We start from the raw sequence: 24,153 nt of genomic DNA, 5'->3' as shown, positions 1-24,153 counted from the left end.
CGAACTATTTTGATTGATCAAATGTATTTCATTCGTTTTTTAAGCTTTAAGGCTTTTATTTCGGTTGATTTGTTTATTTTACACCCAGCAAACAATTGTGATGGATTTCATTTACAATTGAATGATAATCTTCTTAAGGATGAACAAATGAACAAAGCTTCATGCATTCATGTTAAAGAGATATCGAGGAGGAATCATTGTGAAATTGTCTAAAAAAGCATTGCCTGCATTAGCACTAACCTTGGCTGTATCAGCTTCCACTCTTCTTTCCCCTGGACAAGCAAGTATGGCTAAAGCCGCAGGAACAGAGAAAAAACCAATCAAAAATATCATCTTCCTTATCGGAGACGGCATGGGAACGTCGTATACATCCGCTTATCGTTACATGAATGATAATCCTAAAACGAAGGTGATGGAAAAAACGGTGTTTGATCCTTATCTGGTAGGTGCTCAAATGACCTATCCCGACGATGACAAACAAAACGTTACAGATTCCGCTTCTGCAGCAACCGCAATGTCGTCAGGTGTGAAAACGTATAACGCAGCCATTGCAGTGGACACGAATCAAAAGAATGTCAAAACCGTTTTGGAACAAGCCAAACAAATTGGTAAATCCACAGGTTTGGTCGCGACTTCTGAGATTACCCATGCTACTCCAGCGGCATTTGGAGCCCATGATATCAGCCGCAAAAACATGGATGCCATTGCGAACGACTACTACGATGAGTTAATTAACGGCAAACACAAAGTGGATGTACTGCTCGGAGGAGGCAAAACCAATTTTGTACGTAAAGACCGTGACCTTACGAAAGAGTTTCAAAAAGCAGGTTATAGTTATGTAACAGACCGTGCATCTTTGCTTGAAAACAAAAATAAACAAGTACTTGGATTGTTTGCAGACGGTGGTCTGGACAAGTTTATTGATCGCACAACTACAACGCCTTCGCTGGCTGAGATGACGAATTCGGCTATCGATCGCCTTAAAACGAACAAAAAAGGATTTTTCCTCATGGTTGAAGGAAGTCAGATTGACTGGGCAGGACACGATAATGATATTGTGGGTGCCATGAGTGAGATGGACGATTTTGCTGCTGCCTTTAAAGCTGCGATTGATTTCGCTAAAAAAGACGGACAAACCCTTGTCGTAGCAACTGCTGACCACTCCACAGGCGGCCTTACTCTTGGTAAAGATGGAGAATACAATTTCTTCGTAGACCCAATTAAAGCTGCACTTCGTACTCCTGACTTCATGGCTGCTCAAATTGCCAAAGGGGCTTCCGTTGATGAGACATTGAAAAAATATCTTGAACTTGAGCTGACAGCTGAGGAAATTCAATCCGTGAAAGATGCTGCACAAAGTGCGGACGTTACCAAAATTGATAACGCAATTGAAGCTATTATAGATAACCGCTCGTTCACAGGTTGGACAACAGGTGGTCACACAGGTGAAGATGTACCGGTGTATGCCTATGGCCCAGGAAGTCAGCGATTCTCTGGATTAATTGATAACACAGACAATGCCAAAGTTATTTTTGATATTTTGAAAAAAGGGAAGTAAACGATCCTGCATTCAGGCTAATGTCTAATGTGTAAACGTATATCGCTTTTCTAAGTGCCCCCTCTCTTCTTTCGAAAGAAATGAAGTGAGGGGGTTGTTGTATTAACAATAAGTATATTCCCTGTTATATGATGAGAATAAGAGGTGGAGTGCAGTTATACCTTGGTAAATTGTTGCATTATGGCCGTCGCCGCAAGGGTGCAGCCCCCAGCTTCTTTCAAAGATTTGCCGATGAGATGTGCCTGCTCTTTATAGATGGGATTGTGAAGTACTTCCATAATCGCCTCCTCTAATTGGATTGCGTTCAGGTGATGTTGATCTAATACCAGCCCGGCTCCAAGTTCTTTTACGCGACCCGCAACAAATGGTTGATCTGATGTCATGGGAATCATGACAAGTGGAACATCGAAATATAACGCCTCGCTTACACTATTCATGCCTGCATGGGTAACAAAAACGTCTACATGCTGCAATATTTCAATCTGAGCAACATAAGGCTTCACGATAAAGTTATCGGGAATCATTTCTTCAATGGATGTAATATCGGTATATTTCCCCGAAGATAAAACAACATTTACTGAGTGATCTTTTAATGCATCAAAACACAGTTTGTAAAACTCCAGGTTTTTATTCAGTATGGTTCCCATTGAAATGTATACCGTCTTCGTATGTCGTTCACGAAGAAGATGAAATGGGAATTCGGGGGCATCTTCCCGCGGAATAATCGATGAACCCGTGAATAGAAAACGATCATGCAATTCTTCTGCCCGTGGCTGAAAATAACGGCTGGTGTAAACAATATTTAATTGAGCTTTATGTTCCATCATCTCCTCCACAGCAGGAAGGCTGACCTTATACGTTGTTGCTATTTCTTTTGCCATGTTCATAATCGCTTCATATAGTTCCTGTGTATCGATATCCTCCCCATTCTCTACGCGTGCTGGCTCAACGGAAGCAAAAGAAGCTATCGTACATACAGATGGAATCCCTAATTTCTCAGCGAGGATTTGACCTCCCCACCCCATCAGTGAATCATAGATCAGATAGTCAAACGTTTCATGCTGTATCAAACGAAGCACCTCAGGAATCATTTTGGGAATGATACCGCAAGTAACCATGTGTATGAATTGGTAGGGATGCCGATATGCCAAAGGCTTGAGTGTAGGCTCATGTGAGAAAGCATCCTCCGCAAAAGGATAGGTCATGACCTTAGCCCCCGTTTGCTCAATCCGAGAACGATATTCCTCAACACAAACATAAACAACATCTTCTCCAAGTTTGACTAGCTCCGTAATTAACCCAAGGGATGGGTTCACATGGCCTTCAGCCGGAGTAATGACAACCAATACACGCGCCATCGTGCGCACCTCCTGAATGTAATATGTGCCTCCGATCTGTATCTGGTCTGACCGGTTGTTTGTTTACATCGGAAGTGTATCTATTTTTTGCCCAGTGGGCTGATGTGATTTAGATGTATGGGCTGTAATTCGCAACGATGAGAAAAAGCTCAGTATAACCAATAGAAGTTGAAGCGTCAGCACCATCAGAATCCCTGTTGATATGCCCCATCCCATCGTTTTGGCTAAAGCAACTAATGAACCGCTTACACCAATGCTTACAGCCACATAAAAAGAATCGACAAACTGAAGGTTGGCTGACATCTTTCCTTCCTTTCCAAGCTCAGCATACTGTAAAGCAAGGACTGCGGTAGTCGGGTTAGCCAGACCCACACCAAAACCAATAATAATCTGTGAGAGGAGAATGAGCGGGATCCCGGTATCCGTCAAAAATAAAGCCAGCATCACGAGCATAACTCCGATGATCATAATGCCAATTCCATACATCACTCGCTGCTTCCGTCCATCACCTTGGTCTTTTACATCCAATCGGGCTTGCAACCATGCCGCTCCAGACCAGCTTAATGAGCCTGCTGCGACAAGTAAGCCGGCAGTTTCTGCCGATACCCCCTTCATCTCAGTCAAACCCAAAATAACAAAACTCTCCGTTGCAAAATAACAAGCCACATACAATCCTCTTGTTACCAAGGTTGCCGGTAAACCGGATTGGATTAGAAATGTTCCTTGAGGCAGTAATTTGTGCATGAACGGTATCATGATTATGAATCCACTAATTGAAAGAGCTATGCCCTGCCAACTTGTAATCATGCCAAGACCTGTCAGTAGCAATCCCGTTCCAATAGCTAATAAAATGGCCTGACCTGTTCTTGAGTCAACTCCTCGTGCTTCTTCTATAATGTGCTGATTGCGCTGCAGATCACGAAATGAGCGATATGTGAGCAGAAGAGCAAGTGCAATCAAAGGAATAACGATCCAGAAAACAAACCGCCAAGACAGATAAGAAGCAAGAAGTCCAGCAAAATAAGGCCCGATTAACGAAGGAAGAACAAACGCCATTGAAAAAGCGGCTAAAATCTGAGTTCGGAGCGTATCCGGGTAGTATAATGTTACACACACATAGACACATGTAATTAAAGCGCCAGCTCCAAATCCTTGAAAGGCTCTTCCTCCAATGAGCATGTACATGTTCATGGATGTCGCAGCAATGATTGTTCCAATTACAAAAACAGCAAAAGATATAAGAATGGAATTGAACACACCTCGCCTGTCCACTTGCTGGCCCATCACCAGGGTTCCTACAAGCTGACATAACAAAAACGCGCTAAAAATCCAGCCATATAAATGAATTCCCTGCATGTCTTTAGCTATTTTGGCTGCAATGGTAGTAATCGCTAGCCCTTCGAATGCCGAAGTGGTTAATACCAACATAATGCCAATGGTCATTGCGCTGTAACGTCGATTAAAGATGCCGATGGGCTTCTCGTTTGTCACGGACACCTCCATATATATTGAAATATTAGTAAAATACACCTGCAGATGTATCTTTAATATAGGATAAGTAAACCACTTTGTAAACAAAAATGTTTATTAAGTGGTTCTTCTTTGTTGATCTCGCTGATATTAACGTTACTTGTGATATTCTCATCATCGGTGCGGGCAGTTCAGGTGCACAGTGTGCTCATTTTCTATGTGATCAAGGATTATCAGTCGTTGTCGTGGACAAGCGGAAGGTTGGAGAAGGCAGCACAAGCACCAATACTGCGTTGATTCAATATACGGGGGAAGAAAGCTTTATTTCTTTGAAAAATACGTTCGGTGAAGAAGCAGCCGCCCGTCAACTGAAATTGTGTGAACAATCGATCAATCATATTGAGCCCTTTTCTAAATCAGAAGGTGTGCGAATCTACGGTGTGTTGGCGAAAATTGTAACGCACAAAATTATGCATGGCTCTAGCCCCGATTCGGATCTTTATTTGCAGAACAGACCACTCGTTGAAAAAAAACACTCTAATTCGTTTCACGTGCCATGGAAACGGGCGGTTAGGCAAAATAATGTACGCACACTGCTCAATTTCAGATTTTTGCTTATGGTTTACTATAACGCTAAAAGCCGATTCCACATCTACTTCTGGAATCGGCTTTTAACTATGATCTCACAAAACATTTTATTGCCCTCTGTAGTTACAGGGTAATAATGATTGGCCCTTTTTTGGACAGAATGATCGTATGTTCAATCTGAGCTACATAACTATTTTTCGTAGCAAACGTCCATCCATCCCCTTTTTGATACACTTCTTCTTCAGATGTAGAAATAAAGGGTTCAAAGGCAATAACCATACCTTCTTTTAACAACTCATCATCTGACGTGTCATTGTAATTATAGATATGATCCGGCGCTTCATGAATAGCCCGGCCCACTCCATGTCCAGTCAGGTTTCGTATAACGGTTAGCCCGTGCTGGCGTGCGGTCAGGAAAACGGCTTTGCCAATCCCGCTCTTTTTGGAACCAGGATTCGCTTTTTTCAGACCTGCTTCAAAAGCGAGTTTGGCTACCTCACAGATTTTCGTTAACACTTCATCTCCCTGGCCAACCACAAACGAGATGCCAGTATCTGCGAAATATTCGTTTTTGGAGCCGGAAACATCAATGTTGACGATATCGCCTTCTTGGATTACCCGATCCCCTGGAATTCCGTGTGCGACTTCTTCATTGACACTAATGCATGTATAACCAGGAAAGTCATATTCACTTTTGGGAGCGGAAATGGCGCCTTCTTTTTCAAAAAGCGCTCCAGCCAAATCATCCAGTTCTTTTGTTGTTACACCGGGGGCGGTCCGCTCAACCAACGTATCTCTAATGGAAGCAACAATTTTACCAATTTCTTTTAAACCATTAAAATCCTCTTCTGTTTTTGCAATCATAACGGTACCTCACTATTCTCATCATTATTAACGTGGTTCACTTTGATTGCATCATAAATCACCGCTGTTTGCAACATTTTTAGGATTTGATGTACTCGCACAAAGGAAAAACTCAAAAATTTGACATCTACGTCTTTGATTACGTGCTGCCCTTACCTCTCTTACGTGTGCAAAAAAGAGGTGAACCGAAGTTCACCCCTGGTAAATGGCAAATAACGTTAATGATCATGCTGCATGATGGATTTCGCTCTCGCTAAATTAACTCAAGTGAACTACATTAAAACCATTATTGCTGTTTATATACCCGAACATAATCCACCTGCATGGTTGCAGGAATATCCGAAGCATTGGGAATGCGACCACCATCGAAATTACCGCCTATGGCCAAGTTCATGATTAAATAGAACGGTTCATCAAATGGAGCATTAGGGTTGTTCGGTGCAGTTGCAGACGACCACTGCTGATTGGTAACTTTATAGAAGAATTTACCGTCCACGTACCATTTGATGTTGTCCGGTTCCCAAACTACAGAATATACGTGATAATCGTTAGCAATAGTTTGTCCTGCGGGAAAGTGATACTCTCCACCTGCATACTGATTGGCAGGCCATTGCCCGCCAAAGTGAATCGTTCCGCTGGTTGTTCCAGGCAGACGACCTCTTGCCTCCATCACGTCAATTTCACCTGATGCAGCCCAAGTGCCATATACCGAATCTTGCGGCAGCATCCAGAGTGCAGGCCAGACGCCATCCCCTGTAGGCAGTTTGGCACGGAAATCGACACGCCCGTACTTCAAGGATAACTTGTCTTTGGTATTCACCTTACCGGAGGCATATTTCGCAAAACGATTCGGGTCTTGAGGGAATGATTGGTTACTATGTGTTGCACGAATATTTAATTTTCCATCCTGAACAAAGATATTTTGCGGACTGGTAGTGTAGTGCTGCATCTCCGCGTTGCCCCAACCCCAGGTTCCCGGATCATCATTGAGATAATACCCTGTTTCTATATTCCATTTGCTTGTATCCAGCGCAGAACCACTGAACTCATCCTGCCAAATAAGATTCATGCCTTCAATTGCCGGATTGTTCGGTGTACCGATGGAGATGTCTTCTTGGTCCGAACCATCGGGACGTGGGGCATCCGGGTTGCCAATGAGTGTATAGTTCACATAGTTGCCGCCCACGTTTCCACCGAGCTGTCCGTTAAGCGGATAGCCGATTCGAATTTGCATATTTTCCTGAATAGGTCTGAACCATAGACCATAGATATGATCGGCCCAGTATCCCCACTGATTGGCATCGGAAATCGGATTGTAGCCATTGGCGGAATACGTAAATTTACTTTGACCACTATTACTTAAGTCTACCCATTGACCATTGATATTGATTTGGTATACAAAATTTTGTAATTCCTTCGCAATAGGTGCGCTCCCGCCAATCTTGGGCAGTGGAATACCTATGGAACCGCTTTCATCTGCTGTGAAAGTTGTGCCTTCATAGGCAGTAACTACGAATGAATTACGCACAGGTTCATTGAATGTAATGGTGTAAATAATATTCGCAGCCGATGTTTTGGACTGCAGCTTGACGTGAATAGACTCGGTTACGTTAAACCAATATCCTCCTCCACCCTCAGTGAATTGGCCGAAGTTCTGATCGTAAATCCAGCCGCTGGCTGCGTTATTGTCAATATCAATCCACGTGTTGCTCTGCACTGGTTTCACATACACCTTGAGATCCAGAGCGACGGCTTCATAAGTGACTGATGGATTATTGTTAAAGGTGGGATACGTAAAGCCGGCACCTCCGGTGCTGCTGGCAATGATGTCAGGCCCCTGTGTAGGGCTCATTGCTGTGATCGTTGTTTCGTTAATGTTTTGAAAGACCAGTCGATAATCAAGCTTTATTCCGTTCGCTTTGGAATACAATTGAACATCGGTTGTTGAGGAGAGAGTGAACCAATATCCATGAAAGCCGGCGTCAGTCCAGTGTCCCCAGTTTTGGTTGTACGTAAAGCCTTCCGCCTGATCAATATCCACCCATTGGCTTCCTACCTTGACATTAACACCTAAATCCCCGTTCACTTCGCTCCATGCAGCAGAACCCCCATTAAACTTAGGCATCACGAACCCGAAACTGGCCTTGCCAACCCCGGATTTGGATATGACAGGTCCGTCAGCAGATGAAAAGTACTCCATGGACGTAATCGTCTTCCCGGCAGCCCGAGCCGTTGAGCCGGGCCCAAGTAAAACACTGGCCAGCATGATGAATACGAGCATCACACCCATCCTTCTGTACACCAATTGCCTCTCCCTGCAAGCAGCCGATTTCATTCATTCTCCTCCTTCAAATCATTTTTCCAATCCGTTATCAATAAGGAAAAAGATTACAGATCGGATAACTCTATTCTACCGAAAAGAAGAATGTGCTGAAAGATATATTTATAATTTGTTTTAGCCTGCCAATTCATTCTACGAATAAAAAGAGATGATTCCTTTACAATACAGAAATCATCTCTTACTTTAACTTTTTAGCATGTGTTTATAGTCCATTATTAGAAATCAGATTCTGGTACCAGAAGAAACTTTCCTTCCGTCTTCGCTCCAGCGTGCCGTTTCCGTCATTATCCTGGTCGACGTGGATTAGACCGTAGCGTTTTTCCATTTCGGAAGAGGAATAGCTGATTAGGTCGATGATTCCCCAGACGGTATACCCCATGATTTCAACACCATCCAGCAGAGCCTCATGCATTTGTTCGATGTGAGAACGCAGGTATTCAATGCGGTAAGGATCGCTGATTGTACCATCCTCTTCAACGTTATCGTAAGCACCCAGTCCATTTTCCACGATGAATAAAGGAACCTGATAACGGCTGTACAGATGGTTAAGCGCAAGTCTTAAACCAATCGGATCGATCTGCCATCCCCAATCACTGACAGGAAGGTAAGGGTTCTTCACGCCGCCCATCGTATTGCCACTAACCGTTTCCAGGCCTTCGCTATCTGCACTTGCAACAAAGGAGTTGTAGTAACTGAATGATATGAAGTCAGCCGTATACTCTTTTAGCAAATCACTGTCGCCTTCAGCTTTTTCAATAGTAATTCCCTGCTCTCTAAAATATCTCTCGATGTAACCTGGGTAAGTGCCCCGCACCTGCACATCGGTAAAGAACAGGTTAAATTGGTTATTTTTATGCGCAGCCAACACATCCAGCGGATTACATGTGTGAGGATAGTGCAACAGGCTTGTCAGCATACAACCAATTTGGGCATCTGGAATAATCTCATGGCATAGCTTTACCGCATAAGCACTCGCAATGAATTGATGATGAAGCGCTTGGTATACCGCCTGCTCAACATTTTCGAACCGATCCGGAACAATGCCACCGTTAGTGAATGGATGACGAACAATACCATCAATTTCATTAAAAGTGATCCAATACTTAACTTTATCTTTATATCGGTTGAACACCGTTGTCGTGAATCGTACAAAGATATCAACCACTTCTCTGGAGGTCCATCCTCCATAATGATCGACAAGATACATCGGCATCTCATAGTGAGACAAGGTAACCAGAGGTTCAATGCCATTTTTAATCATCTCGTCAAACAGACGATCGTAGAAGAGTAGTCCTTCTTCATTGGGTTGAGTTTCATTGCCATTCGGGAAAATCCGGGTCCACGCAATGGAAGTTCGCAGCGTTTTGATCCCCATCTCACCCATTAATGCAAGATCCTCTGGATACCGATGATAGAAATCGATTCCTCTTCGTTTCGGATAATTCACGGTAGATTGATCCTCAAGCGCTGCCGCAAGCTGCTCTGAACTTACAGCGTTTTGTTTTTTATAATCACTTTTACTAATATTTTTCTTATTCATAGCCGTATCGGCGGTGGAAATTCCTTTTCCTGCCACGTTCCAGGCTCCTTCAGCCTGATTCGCTGCAATTGCTCCGCCCCATAAAAATCCTTCGGGAAATGTTCTGGTGGTCGTCATATCATAATCCTCCTGTTAATGCGCTCTGTCCATCACACGGCTAATGTGAATAATGAGATACAATCTCTCCTCGTCGGACATAAATCGTTCAAATTTCGCGCCAATATAATTGTTGATCTTGGAAACACAATTGCTTTCCTCTGGATATTTACTCGAAATTCGTTCGAGCAATTCATCATCCTTGGATTGGAGCATTGTATTCTCTAACAATCGCTGAACAAAAAACTGCAGATGAGTCAAAAAGCGTGAATAATTAATGCTTGATGTGTCCAGCTCAATTCCGTAATGAATGCGAATAATGTTAAGAATATCTTTAACGGTAGTAGTCATCATCATGACCTGACTCATGTTTTGTTCCGTTTGCTGGGCGTTGACCAGATGGAAGGCGATGTTAGCTGCCTCCTCTTCCGGCAGATCCAGTCCAAGCTTATCTTTAATAAACTTCAATGCCTGCTTCCCAATGAGGAATTCTTGCGGGTAAAACTTCTGCACTTCCCATAACATGCGATTTTGTATCGTAATATTCGATTTGAATCGTTTGGCAGCCATATGGAGGTGGTCTGTTAACGAAAAATAGAGATTTTCACTCAGATCACGCGATAATACTTGTTTCGCATAGGATATGATTTCGTCTGCCAAAATTAAATACTCTTCCGGCGTCTCTCTCATCAGTGCAGTCATATCCGAGGACATTCCTTCATTCTCAACGACATATACTTTTTCAATTTCATTTTCGTTAATGATGTCCCCGGGTCTGCTTCTGAATCCAATTCCCTTGCCCATGGCAATAACCTCTTTATTGTCATTACGCTTGGCCAAAACAATACTTGTATTGAGAACCTTAACTACTCTCATATCCATGCTCCTCTATGTTCAGGGTGAATTTACCCCATAATATTACAAAATGGTTATAAGTGGCGTCTCGGGTCCTATTTTTTCAGATTGCTCATATCCAAGGATTTCAAGATAATCACCACTATTGGTTACAATTACGGGTGTTGTTATGTCAAAGCCTGCTTTTTCAATGGCCTCCATATCGAACTCAATCAGAAGTTGACCGTGTTTCACGATATCTCCCTCCTGAACAACAACATTGAAATGCTTTCCTTTTAATTTGACGGTATCAATGCCGACGTGAATCAGAAGTTCAATGCCTTCTACTGATTTCAAACCGATCGAGTGTTTGGTGCGAAACACAGTTTGCACAGTTCCATCAAATGGAGCCATAACTTGTCCCTTAACAGGTTTAATTGCCATGCCTTTCCCCATTGCTTCTTGGGAGAACGCTTCATCGTTTACCGCTTTTAACGGAATTGCCTCTCCTTCAATCGGAGAAAAGACAACCAAACGTGATTGCAATTTCTCTTTCTTCGGAGCTGCTGGCGTTGTTTCTCCCTGAGCAGAATTTCCTGATGAAGCTTGTGCATCTGAATCTGCTCCAGGATCGTTAAAGCCGATGAAATAAACGGCAATTGGAGTAACGATGATTGAAATAGCTGCTGTAATCAGCGCGTAGGTAAAGTTATTTTCAGCCCCGATAAACATCGGCAAAGAAGCAAGACCCGGCCCTACTGCTGCATAAGCTTTCAAGTTGACGATACCGGCAAAGAGTCCCGCTGACCCTGCACCAATCATACAAGCGACCAACGTGCGTTTCAGACGTAAATGTACCCCGTACAGAGCTGGTTCGGTAATGCCGAACAATCCAGATATACCTGCTGGCAATGCAACCTGCTTCAATTTCTTGTCTTTTGCCAAGAACCAGACCGCCAGTGCTCCAGCGCCTTGTGCCATGTTAGAAGAAAGCATCGCACTATGGATCAATGTTTCATAGCCTGGTGAAACCATGGCTGCGAAAATAACGGGATAAAACACTTTGTGCATTCCGAACATGACGATAAATGGAAGGAATACGGCTAAAATCACAACGGTTAACCAACCAATTTTACCTTGAATCCAGAATAAACCGTCTGACAGACCTACACCCAGATAGTTTCCGATTGGCCCCAGAATTGTGAGAGCCAGTGGTGCCATGACAAGAAGAACAATCAAAGGTTTTAGGAAGATTTTCACTGGACCAGGGGATACCTTATCCGCAAATTTCTCAACATATGACATGAGCCATACGGTCAGAATAATGGGTAAAACGCTGGACGCATAACTGATATTAGGTACTGGAATACCAGCGATTTGTAGGGGTACTTCTCCTCCAAGTAATGTGATCATTTTAGGATGCAGTAAAACCCCCGCCAGTGTGGCCGCAATATATGGATTGGTTTTGAATTTCTGTGCACTTGAGTATGCCAGCAATACAGGCAGGAAGTAAAACGCTGCATCAGCGATATTAAGCAATAAAGCGTAAATCTGACTTTCTTTAGATAAGATACCAAGCGATGTGCACAATAAAAGCAAAGCTTTAAACATACCCGCCGCTGCGATTGCTGGAATGATCGGCTGGAAAATGCCCGTGATCAATCCGGCAAAACTCTCAAACAAACCTTTAAAACTCATATCTCTTTTCTTGTTTGGCTCCGGGTTTTCATCTGTGTTTATAGTGATCATTTGTTTAAGTTCATTATATACATAGCTTACATCATTCCCGATAATAACTTGATATTGTCCGCCGCTGTATACGGCTCCCATGATGCCATCCATGGCTTTAATTTCTTCGGTTTTTGCTTGATTTGGATCTTTCAGATTCATCCTTAATCGGGTAGAGCAATGGAGAAAATCATTGATATTTTCTTGTCCGCCTACTTTGTTAAGGATAGCCTTAGCGGTTTCTTTGTAATTCATGTAAACACCTCACCCTGAAATTGTGCATAAAAAAAGGCCTAAATTAGGTGGGTATAATAAATATACAAACCACCCAATTTAGGCCTTGCCTGCCGAACAGTAACACGCCAAATTGAATCATATATGAAGTTGTTTAAAGCAAATATAAACGTTTACATCGATAATGTAGCATGGATTTCGACAAAAAGCAACACTTTATACGCAAAGGATCTTATTAGCATTTATGAATTACCTTAAGATTTAATGGGCATCTTAACCAGACGATATATGTATGCGACGGGGGTGTAAATAATGCAGCACATCAATGATTGGTTAAAACACATTGCCCATGACTATATTTTGGTGATTATCGCTGCAGTTCTCTTCTTTGCAGTTAAAGCCGTTGTAGGCTGGTTCACTTACAAGCACTACGATCGAAAACTAGATGCCATTGCGGAGCAAGTCAACCGTCTCCTTGAACAGAAAAAAACAGATTAAATTGCCACAGTTAAATCTGTATTAAATCTGAGACGGAGTCGAAGATCAGAGTTAGATTTGGAGGAAAATGATATGCTGGGTAACTGGGTTTTGGGTATGCTCGTCCCCCTGCTACTGGGTGCATGGATTTTAAGGCGTCATTACTACTTGCTCGTGTTATACTTCCCACTTGGTGTGGCAATATCGGCTTGCATTAACAATGTTGGATTTAATTATTTCTGGAATATTATGCCGAATACAAACAACCAGTCATATGCTGCCCTGCCGATGGATCTTGGTATATATCCTATTACGGGGTGTATCATGATGTACATGATTCTAGTGAAAAAGGCCAGACCGTGGCCAAGCATCTTTATATCAGCACTTGTGCTGACGCTGATTGAGTGGTGTGCTAAGTTGATGGGGCATGTTGTTTATTTTAACGGATGGAATATGTTCTGGACGTACTGGTCTTATTTCCTGCCTTTTGTGCTTGCCTATGGCTACAGTAAGCTTTTAAAAATGATATTCCCAGACGATATCGTTAAACTTTTCAATCGTTAGAGTGCTGGGGTAAGGAAAGTCATCGAGGAATCCTAACGAAAAGAAGGTTAACGTTACTGGGCGTATGTGCATATCTTATTTCATCATGGGCATGGAGGGATTAGCATGTACGCAACCTATCCTTATTTTTACAGAAATCCGTTTACTCCCGTATGGGCAACATCAACAGTTGAAGCACTCGGATTAATACAATCCGCTGTTCAAGGCGAACGAAATGATGAACTGTTCTATGATGCTCTTATTCGCATGGCTCCAGACACCTACCAAGCAGCAATCATTACAAGCATTCGCGATGATGAGCGTGGGCATAATCGGATGTTCAGAGAGATGTATAAGGACCTCACAGGTCAGGAAATCACGGGTATAAGCAGTGAACCCCCCGAGAGCGTCACTTCCTATCTCGGTGGATTGCAGAAGGCATTCCAGGGTGAACTTTCCGCTGTGGAGAAGTACAGAAGAATATGGTTTGGTTTACCCTACGGCATCTACAAAGACACGGTATGGGGAATCATTCTGGACGAACAAAAACATGCGGATAAGTACAATAATTTGATTATGTACAATATGCCTAAATGATTGGTGGATTAGGTCATTTGCGTTAATGCTGGCATGTTAAAATGTGAAATAAGCTTAAGTAGGTAACAACAGCAAAAAACCAGTAAACATTATCGTTTACTGGTTTTTTGCGTTTTCTTGCCCTTTTTACATTTCGAACAATATTACATGTATTCTTTGACCGTTTCCTGCTCTGGCTCCGGCTCAACGTGAACGTGTACCGTATACACATCATGCTCTTCCAGAAGCTCGTTTTCCACATCGGTACAAATATCATGTGCTTGTTGCAGATCCAAATCTCCCCGAACCGTGATCACCACGTCAACCACGGCGTTGCTACCGTAATTACGTGCTCGAACATCTTTAACCGTCTCTACACCATCAATTCCGGCAATAGTCTCCCGGTATTCTTGAATTAACTCTACGTCAAATCCATCCGTAAGATGGTGCGTAGCTTCTCTGAAAATATCCCAGGCCGTTTTGCAGATCAGCAAACCGACGATAATCGCCGTTACAGGGTCAAGCCAAGGAAGGCCGAACTGAGAACCCACGATCCCGACGACGGCACCAATACTCACCCAAGCATCGGAGATATTATCCCGTGCGGCAGCCATAACAGCCTGGCTTTTGATACGTGTGGCCAGTCTTTTATTGTATCGATAGACCAAAACCATAACAATCGCACAGAAAATACCTGTATACGCAGCAATGAGATCAGGAGATTCGTGCTTACCTTCAAACACAGAGCCAAAGGCTTCGAACAATACTTGCAGTCCCACAGCCATCATGATGAACGAAGCGACAAGAGAAGCCACCGTTTCTGCCCGCCAGTGCCCATATGTATGATCTTTATCAGCCGGACGCTGGGCGAATCTTAAACCAATCAGTACGGCGATGGATGCGACAATATCCGTTGCATTATTCAAGCCGTCTGCTTTGAGTGCTTCAGAGCCAGCAATTGTGCCAATCACCAGCTTTATTGCGGTCAAACATATATAAGCGATGATACTGATGATCGCCCCACGTTCCCCGAGTTTTAAGTTATCGTATCTTACTTGATCCACATTCCGTTCCTCCTGCAGTCTTCAACTCTCTTAACACTTGTATGATGGTATCATTGAACGTTTGTGTGGGTCTAGAGAAACGTTTTGAGTGTAAGCAAACATAGTCTGAGTGCCGCAAGAGTTTAATGGGAATCCAAAAAAGTTGCGTAAGGAAAACTTGTACTCCCTCTAATTTTTATGGATAGATCTGGAGGTATATAACGCTAAAAACACTACATACGCTACAATCTCTTATCAATTCATAACGACATAAAACCTGCCCATACTTTTGGGCAGGTTCGAAAAGTAAATCTTATCAAACGGCTCTGTGAATGAAAGAAGTGAATCGATTGTACATTTAGTCCAGCAGGCTGAAGATCTGAATGCTCTCAACCTTGGAATCCTTGATATGGAACGACATGACATCTACATAGTTGGAAGGCTCGTAACGGAAGTCATCTTCCTCGTCAGGTGCCCCGTTACCTAACAGTTTCCCTTCAGGATACGCTTTTTTTAGTGTGTCCAAGCTGTCCCCTGCTTTAATATTTCGAACTGTCGTATACTTGGGATCGGTAATTTGGATATTAAAAATCGAGTCTTGTTTTCCTTCAGGTACACTGATTGTTTTAATCTCCAGACCAGGGTACGTGTATACTTTTTCCGTAAATCCGATTAAATTATCCATATTGGTTCCGTCACCTGCAGTGTACGTATGGGATTTGAAATTGTCTGGTTTGCCCAGCATCTGTTCCATCTGCTCTTCATTCGCTGTATCCGAAATCGCAATGGTATGCTCGTTATAGACAAAAGCAAGCTCCTTCAGCACCACATTGCCTTCCTTCTTCACTGAGCCTTCTTTAATGACGTCACCATCTTCTCCCTCTGATTTTTCGGAAGCAGGGGCATTTGAATTTGTTGCTCCCTCGTCTTTGTTCTGCTCCTTCGATGCACCTGGTTCAACCGAGTTCTGAGCAGACTCTGGAGACTTGGCATTGCTGGACTGACAGCCCGTCATTGCCATCGTTAGTACAATACTCAGTAGGATAAAACCTGTAGCTTTCTTTGTAAACTTCATCATAATCCCTCCATAAATGTGTGATTTGTTCTTATGAAGTCATTATAAAAAAAGCATTTGTTAGTCTCATAACAGAAATGTATCAGTCTTGTAACGGTACTTATTTGGGCTTCGATTCAGGAGCAAGCTTAGGCACGAGGTAACACAATCGTCACTGTCGTGCCTTGTCCTAACTCACTTTCTACGTCGATATATCCATTGAACCGCTCGACGATCTCTTTGCAAATGGATAAACCGAGACCAGAACCATTCGCTGTGCTTGCATTTTTCGCCCGGTAAAAGCGTTCCTGTACTCGCTCCAGTTCATCACCCGCGATACCGATGCCTTGGTCACCTATCTTTACAATAACCTCGCTTGACGTATGTTCCATCTGCACTTCAATCTTCGAATGCCTGCCTGAATATTTGATAGCGTTATCCATCAAGTTGGCGATTGCATGGGATATGAGCATTGGATTGACGTTCGCGTATACTTTTGTCAGATTTTCATCTGACGGCTCTCCATCCACTTGTTTAACTGTGATGCTGATCTCTTTCTCCTTCGCCTTGGCTTCCATATTCGTGGCAACTTGCTGGATCAGCGCGTTCATTTCTGTCTTTTCGACCTCCAATTCGCTTGAACCTGTCTTGTCAAATCGGGATAACAACAACAGTTCATTGATCAAACGGGTGAGCCGATCCGATTCCTGCAGCAGATGCGCGTAGATTTTTTGCAGCTCTTCGTTCTCATTCTCCCCTTCGTACAGGTATTGAGAGAAACCACGAATCGCTGACAGAGGTGTTTTTAACTCATGAGATACGTTCGAGACAAATTGTTTCTGGTATTGAATGTAATTATGAAGCTGCTGCCCCATTTGATCTAACCCTTCCGCCAGCATGCCCAGCTCATCCTTTCGGTTCAGATGAACTCGACGAAATTCTTGTTTGGAGAAACTTTGTGTGGCATCAAGTAGCACCTTAATCGGCTTGGTTGTATTGCGTGCAATCCACAGACTGGCTAACGTAATTAGCACAATGAATCCGCCTGCACCCGCAAACAGCACATAACGGATTTGATCCATGATTGCATAAAAGTATGAAATGTCCTCTACAAATTCATACACATAAGCATTTTCATAAAATTGATTCTGAATGGGGGTCGCAAAATAAAGCAGATGATCATCCGTTACAGTGTAGGCATAGCTTCCGCTCAGAGCTTTTTCAATATTTTTCTCAAAAATGTGTGGTTTGCCATCATTAATAATGATGCCATTTACAGCCAAGCCCAATAGCTGCTTGGAGCTGTCATAGATACGCACTTCCTTGCCTGAAGCTTTCAGCTTCTCCAGTGCAAGTCTGACGATTTCCTTCGTCTGCGGCTCCCCTGATGATGATCGATGCTGTGCCAGCACCTCACGGAAGGACAACTCAGACAGGTCCGCCTTCTCCATCATTTGTTTTTCAATAGTAATGAAGCTGTAGTAATCAATGGCTTTATTGACGGCAAAGATGATGATGCCAAAGGAGAGCACAGAGAAAAATAAATAGTTCAGCAGTAGCCGGGTTGCGTACTTCAGGTCTCGCCACCTCCAAGCTGATAGCCGAAACCATAGATCGTTCGGACATATTTCGGTTCGTCCGCGTTATCCTCCAGTTTCTTCCGTAAGCGCATGATGGTCATATCCACACTGCGACTATCCCCCATAAAATCATATCCCCATCCGATCTGTAAGAGCTCATCCCGAGTATAGATTTTGTCAGGCCTTTTAAGTAAAGTTTCGAGAATTTTAAACTCTTTGGCTGTTAAGGAGACGGGCACATCGTTTTTCAGCACTCTTCGGCTTTCAAGATCAAATGTCAGCTCTTCATGGATGATACGTGTCGAAGGCACTTCCTTCCCTTCATTTGTCTCCTCCTTGTTCTCGTTTCTTCTCAGAACCACCTTGATTCGAGCGAGCAATTCCCGATTGTCAAAAGGTTTGGTCATGTAATCTTCCGCGCCAAGCTCAAGCCCCAGAACCTTGTCGATAATCTCATTTTTGGCAGAGAGCATAATAACAGGAACGGCACGTTTCCCGGTAATCTCCTTACACAAGTCATATCCGGAGCAGTCTGGCAGCATCAAATCAAGTACCACCAGGTCGGGTTGAAAAGAGTCAAGCAATTGCAGTCCGGTTTTGCCATCTTCTGCGGTTTGCACATTATAGTTTTCTCTCCGTAGTACAAGCTCAATCAAATCACGAATGGCGACTTCATCGTCAATGACAAGTATTTTCTTCAATGTCTGTACACCCCTTCTATCCTTGTTCCCCAGCTTGAATCATAAGTACCTTCATCTTAGCACAGACCATTTAAACACCTCCACCAACAGGAAGATGAGGTATATTCCTCTGAACCCAACATAACTTCTAATAAACCCGAAGAAAGGAGAACAAACCATGGATCTGCTCTGGGTACTTATTGTTGGTGGACTTATTGGCTGGTTAAGTGGCAACTTGATTGGGCGGGACGTACCGGGCGGTGTACTCGGGAACATTGTTGCGGGTTTTATCGGTTCCTGGTTAGGAACGGAATTGCTTGGACCAAGGGGACCTGTGATTGGGGGATTTCATATCATTCCGGCCATCGTTGGCTCGATCATTGCCCTGCTCATCTTTTTTGCTCTGGCACGCGGCGGAGCCTTCCGCAGACGTTAACCAAAAGAAGCGGATATCGATCCGGTTGTTCAATAGACATTTTTTATAGAGGTGTTGCAAGAGTATTAAATGCATAGAAAATCATAAAAAGACCGACAGCATTCATCGTTTGGAGATGAAAACCTCGGTCTTTTTTTATTTTATCATGGTTTTATTGATTTCATCCATTCTTCCAATGCTTGAACAACCTGCTTAAGCTGTTCCTGTTCTGTGATCTTAGGTGCGTTGTCTCCCTTCTGCATGCCGTAGGAGCCAAATTGACCATGGTTGCCGCCTTCAATACTTACATATGTCGTGTCATTCGGAAGATTGGACTTCGCTTTTTCCCACGATTCCCAGTTCAGAACACCATCATTGCTTCCCGTAATTTGAAGCGCGGATAAGTTCGTTCCGTCCAGTCTCCCGCTATCATCTGCATAAGAAGCTAGGTAAAAGACACCTTTGATCTGAGCTGTGTGCGTCACAGCATATCTTGAAGCAAACACACCTCCTAATGAGTGCCCACCAATAACAAAACGTTCACCCGCATGTTCCGCGAGAAACGAAACTGCCCGGTTTCCACCGAACATCGCCAAGTTCAGTGGCATCTTCGTAATATATACACGATGTCCTTGCTCCGCTAGTGCTCGTGCCATAGGCGCGTAACTTGCCGGCTCCACCAAACCTCCGGGATAAAACACAACATTTGGCTGTGTGATGTCCTGCCCTTTAGGTTCAAATTGATAACCGTTCTTCACTTCACTAACAACGACCTGAGCATCACTTTTCATTGCCGCTTCCGCTTGTTCCGACGGGCTGTATGTGACAGATGCGAGGTAGGCAAACACGCCTGCTACCAGGGCAATAATAACTACACTAATCCATATCGCTATTTTCTTCCATCTGCTCTTACGCACTGTTGTCTTTGCCATAACTCCGTTGCCCACCTTTAAACGTATCATTTTTAATTACAGAATTAATTATATTTACTGGTAAGTAAAATTACAAGTCTCTTTGCTTATATTTATGATTTGACATAAAATACTGTTGAAGGAGTGTGTACGAACATATGCCAGAGCAAGTACCTAAACGTTTGCGTGGGAGACCTAAGCAGACGGACAATGACCTTTCCATGCAGCAAACCATTATCTATACGGCATCTTCCCTATTTAAAGAATTTGGCTACGAGATGGTGACCCTTCAGCAGATCGGCAAGAAATGCGGCGTATCCAAACCAACCATATATTATCATTTCGCGGGCAAAGCGGATCTATTCGTGGCAGCCATGACAACGATGTTGCAGAACGTTAGAAAAATTACGGCGCACATGCTGGATGAGGCTGAACATCTCCGAGACGGATTAATTCGATTAGCTGAAGCTCGTCTTGCTAATCCGCATGGTGAGATCGAAATGATGATGCGTGAAGCGGAGCCTTTTCTGGAGGAAGAACAGATTCATGCCATTCGTGAAGCAGAACATCAGATTCATGATGTGTTAGCCTCGCATTTCAGAAAAGCCATGGATGAGAAATTCTTTCGTGAAGAAGAGCCGTTATTCTTGGCAGAAGCTTTTTCGACTCTAATGTTGATGGGGAACCGAGAGCATGATCAGCAAAAATATGAGTCACATCATGTCATGGCGGAGAAAATCGTACGTGTCTTTTTAGAGGGAGTAACGAGCTCTTCATCCTCTGAGTTGATTTGATGATTAATTCTATAAATTTTCTCCTGACTATTTCAGAATTTATTCATGCCAAAAAAGCTCGGTTGTTCGTTCTAATGCGAACAACCGAGCTTTTTTGACGAGGTTAATTTTCCCCGCGTAAACCATCTGTAATCTGAATTCGTTCAAGACGTCTAAGCGGCCAGTATGAAGCTAAGAGTGTGGCTGCGATAGCACCCAAGCTGCTAGTGAGAATGCTGCTCCAAGGCATAACCCATTCGATCTGCACAGCATTCCTCATCAGATAAGATACACCGTAGCTCAAGGCTGTACCGAGAAGACTTCCGTACACAGCTGCAAATACGCCATAGAACACACCCTCAAGCAAAACCATTTTGCGAATTTCCTTTTGCGTCATACCAATCGCTTTTAATACGGCGAACTCCTTCGTTCGCAGAATAAGATTCGTACTCACCGTATTCAAAATATTCAGAAACGCAATAGCTGCAATGACACCTATGAAGCCGTACAGGAATATATTTAACGTCATCGCATCGTTGCGAGCTTGTTTCATTTCCTCTACCCGATCACGGTAACCATACCCTGCATCCTGCTGCACAAGGCTTTTGAAATAACCCACAATTGCCCCGTTATCTGTCTCAGGATTGGCTTGAAGTAATATTCTGTCATAAGCATTATCACTCGTGATGTTTTCAATCACCTTTGGTGTCGTTATCATTTGAATAATAGCACTTTCGGTGTATTCACCAGAAAGAGGACCTTGATCTGCGGTTCCGACAACAGTAACCGTTTTGTAAGGCTGATTGTCATTCATTGAGCGAACTTTAATTTTATCCCCAACCTTGAAACGGGTCTGGTCAATGATCATGTTAGTTCCTTTTTCGGTGGTCATGCTGATTTTCTGGATAACAATGACACCATTTTCATCGTTCATTTGGCTTGCATCAATGCTTCCGGAGGTGAGTTTGGGACGAAGCTCCTGAAGTCCGTTTATACCGTAAGACATGAGAAAGTTGTTATCCGTCCGATATCCGTTCTCCATTTCAACACTGTACATTTCTTTCTGCTGCCGGTAGTAATTCGGATTCAATTTTTCTTTCGGAATGATCGCTTGGAGCTGATGATTGTAGAAAGAATAAGCCTGTTTAACTCCATCAAGTGTAGCCAGCTTGTTATATACCGAATTAGGGATACGTTTACTCATACCCTGATAGTCCAAAGAGTAAGAGTAATTGATACCTGATGCAGAGGTTGTACCCAGAACGTTCACCAAGCCGCTAAACACAATGTACATGACCATGCTGATAATCATTGAAAAAGCCGTAATGCGAAATCTCTTTCGGTTCCGCCGAATATTTCGGCTGGCAAACCGGCCTTCAAACCCGAGCCATTTGCTGCCTGCAAAAGACAATCGCTTGAAATCCCCCTGCTCTACCACCGTGCTGCCTGAGGTTTTCAGTGCTTCAAGTGGTGAGACGCTGGATGCCAGCTTGGCTGGACCCAGCGCTGACACATAAACAACAATCAGTCCTAAACCTGCCGCTGCAAGTAGAATAGGCACTGAAATAATCATGTGCATGTCGTTCAAGAAACCTAATGTCAGCATACTGATGTTATAGAATAACACTTTCATCAAAATGGTTCCTGTAAATAAACCGATCGGAATGGCAATCAGACTAAGCACAGTCGCTTCTTTGAATACAATTCTGCGAATCTGAGCGGGTGTTGCACCGATACAGCGCAGCATGCCAAACTGAGAGATGCGTTCAAGTACTGAAATATGAAACGTATTGTAAATTACTGCGCTTGTGCATCCCAGGATGATTAGAACAATAGCTGCAAATGCATACATTGAACTTTGGTTAACGTTGGAATAGGTGCTTTTGCCAAAGAGTTTGAGCAATTCATTGTTGTATTCAATGCGTACATTCTTTATAACGGTTTCCCGGTTCAGCTCCTGAGCGGAACCTTGATCAACATTCCCCAAACCCGATGAAGACAGAATGGCTTCGCTCTTCTCCCGTATATTGTCCATCGATTTCATGGTGGCATAGATAAAAAAAGTCTGAGACGGATCGATTTTTTGATGATTATCATACGTAATCGCTGAATAGATAAAGGTAGATGACCACGTTACATTTTTGGCTGTTTTCATCACCCCGACAACGGTATATTGCTGTTTCATACGCGGTTCGAATTTCTCATCCAGGTCCCACCCATAATCACCAATGGAGTTCACACTCTTCACCTTTCCGGTGGAAGCTTCGAGCCGATCTCCCAGGTTTAGCGTAATCTTATCTCCAATTGCTGGTTTCGAAGCAAAATTATTCATGCTCCAGGATGAGAGGATGATTTCATCAGGCTTTTGCGGGAGACGTCCACTCTCCAACTGAACTTGAAGCTTGGACATGGCTTGCGCGTCGTATCCTTTCACATTCAAATAACGATACGGAGCAGCAAACGGGTTTTCCTTTTGTTCCTTTTCACTCGTTGAACTTATGATTGCATAACCAATACGATGAATGACTCCCGCACTGCCTATGGCGGCCTGATTCACGATGCGAGGTACGTCTTTGCCTGGAACTCCATTGAAGGACACCTCATAATCCCCGTAATCTTGAATGGTTTGACGTACCAGTTTGTCCTGATAACTCATCGCCAGTGTGCCGACAGCAGTAAGAAGCGTTACCGATAGAATGATGCCAACAATGGTGAGAATGGATCTTTTTTTCTGACCAAGTAAATACTTCTCTGTGAGGCCTGTGTACTTACGCATGGTGCTCGCCCCCAGATTGCTGATCGAAAAGAACCCCGTCTTTAATGTTCACAATACGATCGGCTCTCCGGGCTATATTGGAATCATGTGTGATCATAATCAAGGTTTGATTGTATTTCCGAACCGAATAGGTGAGCAGATCTACAATTTCCTTGCTGTTTTTGCTATCCAGATTCCCCGTCGGTTCGTCAGCCAGAATGATCGAAGGTTTGTTAATCAAGGCTCGTCCAATGGCTGTGCGCTGCTGCTGTCCACCCGATAGCTGGTTAGGGAGATGATGCTTTCTGTCTTTTAGACCGAGTACGTTCATTAGTTCGTCTGCATAGTCTTCATCGGCTTGACGATGGTCGAGTAGCATAGGCAGTTTAATATTTTCCTCTGCGCTTAGAACCGGAATCAGGTTATAGGCCTGGAAAATAAATCCGATTTTTCGTCTTCTGAAGATTGCTAAATCCGTCTCGCTCAGAGAATATAGATCTGTCCCATCAATATGGACTTGCCCACTGGTTGGACGATCTACACCTCCAAGCAGATGTAATAACGAGCTTTTCCCCGAACCGCTGGCACCAACAATAGCGACAAATTCACCCTGTTGCACCGTTAAATGAATATGTTTCAGTGCATCGACTTTGGCGTCGTTACTTCCGTATGTTTTACATAAATCATGCGTTTTTAAAATTTCCAAAGCATGTGCCTCCTTCATGAGCTGCGAAC

The 24,153-nt window shown here is 43.4% G+C and carries 20 protein-coding genes and 1 pseudogene; 7 read left to right on the top strand and 14 right to left on the bottom strand.

The features are described 5' to 3' along the window. Positions 1–193: 193 nt before the first annotated feature. Complete coding sequence (locus ABIE27_RS14205) at positions 194–1,558, top strand: alkaline phosphatase (RefSeq protein WP_429350830.1); 1,365 nt, start codon at positions 194–196, stop codon at positions 1,556–1,558. Between the two features lie 155 nt (positions 1,559–1,713). Here the strand turns inward: ABIE27_RS14205 and ABIE27_RS14200 are convergent, their stop codons facing one another. Both ABIE27_RS14200 and ABIE27_RS14195 read right to left on the bottom strand, forming a co-directional pair. Beyond that, positions 1,714–2,916 carry a macrolide family glycosyltransferase gene (locus ABIE27_RS14200; protein WP_123066590.1) on the bottom strand — a complete coding sequence of 401 codons (1,203 nt, stop codon included), beginning with the start codon at positions 2,914–2,916 and terminating at the stop codon, positions 1,714–1,716. A gap of 63 nt (positions 2,917–2,979) precedes the next feature. Beyond that, positions 2,980–4,344: an MFS transporter gene (locus ABIE27_RS14195; RefSeq protein WP_123066655.1), complete on the bottom strand. Its 1,365-nt coding sequence runs from the start codon at positions 4,342–4,344 to the stop codon at positions 2,980–2,982. Positions 4,345–4,496: 152 nt separating this feature from the next. On the opposite strand from ABIE27_RS14195, the pseudogene ABIE27_RS14190 reads away from it, so the two are divergent. Continuing rightward, positions 4,497–4,802, top strand: a pseudogene (locus ABIE27_RS14190) (FAD-dependent oxidoreductase); the annotation flags it as partial. 295 nt (positions 4,803–5,097) lie between these two features. Here ABIE27_RS14190 and map read toward each other — a convergent pair. The 5 genes from map to ABIE27_RS14165 form a co-directional block, all read right to left on the bottom strand. Further along, the gene (gene map / locus ABIE27_RS14185; protein ID WP_123066588.1) at positions 5,098–5,838 is read right to left on the bottom strand and encodes a type I methionyl aminopeptidase; all 741 of its coding nucleotides are present in this window, start codon (positions 5,836–5,838) and stop codon (positions 5,098–5,100) included. Between the two features lie 286 nt (positions 5,839–6,124). Next, positions 6,125–8,128, bottom strand: coding sequence for a glycoside hydrolase family 16 protein (locus tag ABIE27_RS14180; protein ID WP_429350829.1), 2,004 nt, complete (start codon positions 8,126–8,128; stop codon positions 6,125–6,127). Positions 8,129–8,381: 253 nt separating this feature from the next. Beyond that, positions 8,382–9,836, bottom strand: coding sequence for a glycoside hydrolase family 1 protein (locus ABIE27_RS14175; RefSeq protein WP_429350754.1), 1,455 nt, complete (start codon positions 9,834–9,836; stop codon positions 8,382–8,384). A gap of 15 nt (positions 9,837–9,851) precedes the next feature. Beyond that, positions 9,852–10,691: a BglG family transcription antiterminator LicT gene (gene licT / locus ABIE27_RS14170; RefSeq protein WP_123066585.1), complete on the bottom strand. Its 840-nt coding sequence runs from the start codon at positions 10,689–10,691 to the stop codon at positions 9,852–9,854. Between the two features lie 42 nt (positions 10,692–10,733). After that, a complete protein-coding gene (locus tag ABIE27_RS14165; RefSeq protein WP_429350753.1) occupies positions 10,734–12,632 on the bottom strand; it encodes a beta-glucoside-specific PTS transporter subunit IIABC in 1,899 nt (632 codons plus the stop codon). Positions 12,633–12,923: 291 nt separating this feature from the next. Here ABIE27_RS14165 and ABIE27_RS14160 point away from each other — a divergent pair, with 291 nt between their 5' ends. From ABIE27_RS14160 to ABIE27_RS14150, 3 genes are all read left to right on the top strand, one after another. Next, entirely contained in the window at positions 12,924–13,109 is a 186-nt protein-coding gene (locus ABIE27_RS14160; protein WP_123066583.1) for a hypothetical protein, read from the top strand. A gap of 72 nt (positions 13,110–13,181) precedes the next feature. Continuing rightward, a complete protein-coding gene (locus ABIE27_RS14155) occupies positions 13,182–13,652 on the top strand; it encodes a hypothetical protein (RefSeq protein ID WP_429350752.1) in 471 nt (156 codons plus the stop codon). Between the two features lie 105 nt (positions 13,653–13,757). Then, a complete protein-coding gene (locus tag ABIE27_RS14150; protein WP_123066581.1) occupies positions 13,758–14,228 on the top strand; it encodes a ferritin family protein in 471 nt (156 codons plus the stop codon). A gap of 143 nt (positions 14,229–14,371) precedes the next feature. Here the strand turns inward: ABIE27_RS14150 and ABIE27_RS14145 are convergent, their stop codons facing one another. The 4 genes from ABIE27_RS14145 to ABIE27_RS14130 form a co-directional block, all read right to left on the bottom strand. Beyond that, positions 14,372–15,271, bottom strand: a complete 900-nt coding sequence (locus ABIE27_RS14145; RefSeq protein ID WP_429350751.1) for a cation diffusion facilitator family transporter — start codon at positions 15,269–15,271, stop codon at positions 14,372–14,374. Positions 15,272–15,608: 337 nt separating this feature from the next. Beyond that, positions 15,609–16,325 (bottom strand): hypothetical protein, encoded by a 717-nt coding sequence (locus ABIE27_RS14140; RefSeq protein ID WP_429350750.1) that lies wholly within the window; start codon positions 16,323–16,325, stop codon positions 15,609–15,611. Positions 16,326–16,453: 128 nt separating this feature from the next. Beyond that, complete coding sequence (locus ABIE27_RS14135) at positions 16,454–17,836, bottom strand: sensor histidine kinase (RefSeq protein ID WP_429350749.1); 1,383 nt, start codon at positions 17,834–17,836, stop codon at positions 16,454–16,456. A 41-nt stretch (positions 17,837–17,877) separates the two neighbouring features. Then, positions 17,878–18,585, bottom strand: coding sequence for a response regulator transcription factor (locus ABIE27_RS14130; RefSeq protein WP_123066577.1), 708 nt, complete (start codon positions 18,583–18,585; stop codon positions 17,878–17,880). Positions 18,586–18,742: 157 nt separating this feature from the next. On the opposite strand from ABIE27_RS14130, the gene ABIE27_RS14125 reads away from it, so the two are divergent. Beyond that, the gene (locus ABIE27_RS14125) at positions 18,743–19,000 is read left to right on the top strand and encodes a GlsB/YeaQ/YmgE family stress response membrane protein (RefSeq protein WP_123066576.1); all 258 of its coding nucleotides are present in this window, start codon (positions 18,743–18,745) and stop codon (positions 18,998–19,000) included. A 143-nt stretch (positions 19,001–19,143) separates the two neighbouring features. Here ABIE27_RS14125 and ABIE27_RS14120 read toward each other — a convergent pair whose 3' ends face one another. Further along, the gene (locus tag ABIE27_RS14120; RefSeq protein ID WP_429350748.1) at positions 19,144–19,911 is read right to left on the bottom strand and encodes an alpha/beta hydrolase; all 768 of its coding nucleotides are present in this window, start codon (positions 19,909–19,911) and stop codon (positions 19,144–19,146) included. 137 nt (positions 19,912–20,048) lie between these two features. On the opposite strand from ABIE27_RS14120, the gene ABIE27_RS14115 reads away from it, so the two are divergent. After that, complete coding sequence (locus tag ABIE27_RS14115; RefSeq protein WP_429350747.1) at positions 20,049–20,684, top strand: TetR/AcrR family transcriptional regulator; 636 nt, start codon at positions 20,049–20,051, stop codon at positions 20,682–20,684. A 103-nt stretch (positions 20,685–20,787) separates the two neighbouring features. Here ABIE27_RS14115 and ABIE27_RS14110 read toward each other — a convergent pair whose 3' ends face one another. Both ABIE27_RS14110 and ABIE27_RS14105 read right to left on the bottom strand, forming a co-directional pair. Beyond that, complete coding sequence (locus ABIE27_RS14110; RefSeq protein WP_429350746.1) at positions 20,788–23,439, bottom strand: ABC transporter permease; 2,652 nt, start codon at positions 23,437–23,439, stop codon at positions 20,788–20,790. Beyond that, on the bottom strand, positions 23,432–24,124 hold the full coding sequence (locus ABIE27_RS14105) for an ABC transporter ATP-binding protein (RefSeq protein ID WP_123066572.1): 693 nt from the start codon (positions 24,122–24,124) through the stop codon (positions 23,432–23,434). Before ABIE27_RS14105 ends, ABIE27_RS14110 begins: the two co-directional genes overlap by 8 nt. Positions 24,125–24,153 lie beyond the last annotated feature (29 nt).

This window comes from Paenibacillus sp. 4624, from assembly GCF_050435065.1.
GTDB classification, from domain to species: Bacteria; Bacillota; Bacilli; order Paenibacillales; family Paenibacillaceae; genus Paenibacillus; species Paenibacillus amylolyticus_D.
This window is presented reverse-complemented; position numbering and strand designations above follow the sequence as displayed.